At 69.2% G+C, this 1,333-nt stretch carries 2 protein-coding genes; both read right to left on the reverse strand.

Features of this window, described 5'->3' with window-relative positions; translation table 11 throughout:
- The coding region (locus tag ACWEPL_RS65255) for a HAMP domain-containing protein (protein ID WP_452443100.1) at positions 1 to 890 on the reverse strand (890 nt) is incomplete at its 3' end.
- A gap of 8 nt (positions 891 to 898) precedes the next feature.
- Positions 899 to 1,333 (reverse strand): winged helix-turn-helix domain-containing protein (locus ACWEPL_RS65260; protein WP_452443102.1); only part of this gene is annotated, 435 nt, incomplete at its 5' end.

Here is a 1,333-nt window from a genome sequence, read left to right on the forward strand (position 1 = left end):
GCCTCCTCGTCCAGGATGTCGGCGACGGCGGTGAGTGCGGCCAGCGGGGTGCGTAGTTCGTGGGAGACGTCGGCGACGAATCGGCGGGCGTCGGCTTCCATCTCGCGTAGTTGTTTGACGTGTCGTTCGAGTTCGGTGGCGGTGTTGTTGAAGGTGTGTGCCACCTCGGCCAGCTCGTCGGAGCCGTGGACCGTGATTCTGGTCCGTAGTTCGCCTTGGCCCAGCAGGCGTGCCGCGTGGCCGAGTTCGCGTACCGGGCGTAGCACGCCGCGGGTGGCCAGCGATGCCAGGACGACCGCGAACGCCAGGGCGGCCACGCCGATGAGCCAGGCGGACGCGGAGAGCCGGTCGATGCTGCGCTGTTCGGGAGCCAGGCTGTGCACGGTGTAGACCTCGATGCCGGAGGCCCGCGTCGTGCGGTCCCCCTCGACGACCAGCAACGGCGCGCCGATGATCAGCTGGGGCCCGTCCTGCCACACCACGCGTTGCCACGCGATGTTGCCGTCGGCCACCTCCCGCCGCAGCCCTTGGGGAATCATCCCGGGATCCAGACCCTGCCGGCATGGCCTGCCGAAAGGCAGGCATGGCCGGCCGGGGCCGGCCGGTGAGCGCGTCTCGTGGTAGACGGCGACCGTGTCGTTCTCCCCGTCCGCCACGGCCCGGGCGATCTCGCCGAGCTCGCCCGCGTCCGGCGCCGCACTCCGCAACGGGAAGAGCGCCTCCAGACGGCTCCTCATCGCCTGCACCGCAGCGTCCTGGGCCCGCTGCAGGATGTCGTTGCGGGCCTGAACGTACATCCCACCGGCCACCGCCGTCGCAGTGACCACACACAGCAACGCGAACGCGAACAACAACCGGGCACGCAGCCCCAGGTCCGGCCAAGCTGCCACCGGCCGCTTCACACCGGCCCGAACCGGTACCCGAACCCACGCACCGTCTGCACATAGACAGGCGCCGCCGAGTCGTCCTCGATCTTCGCGCGCAACCGCTGCACACACGCGTCCACCAACCGCGAGTCACCGAAATACCCGTGCTCCCACACCGACTCCAGCAACTGCTGACGGCTGTACACCCGACCCGGCGCAGCCGACAACTCCAGCAACAACCGCAACTCGGTCGGAGCCAGACCCACCACCACCCCACGATGGGCGACCACCAACCCGGCCCGATCAATGGTCAGCTCCCCATACCGCTCCAGCTCCGCCTGATCCCGGCCGATCCGCCGCAACACCGCCCGAATACGCGCCTCCAACACCCTGGGCTGCACCGGCTTGACCACATAATCATCGGCACCCGCCTCCAACCCGGCCACCACATCCATGTCATCACCCCG

It is taken from the genome of Nonomuraea sp. NPDC004186, from assembly GCF_053603495.1.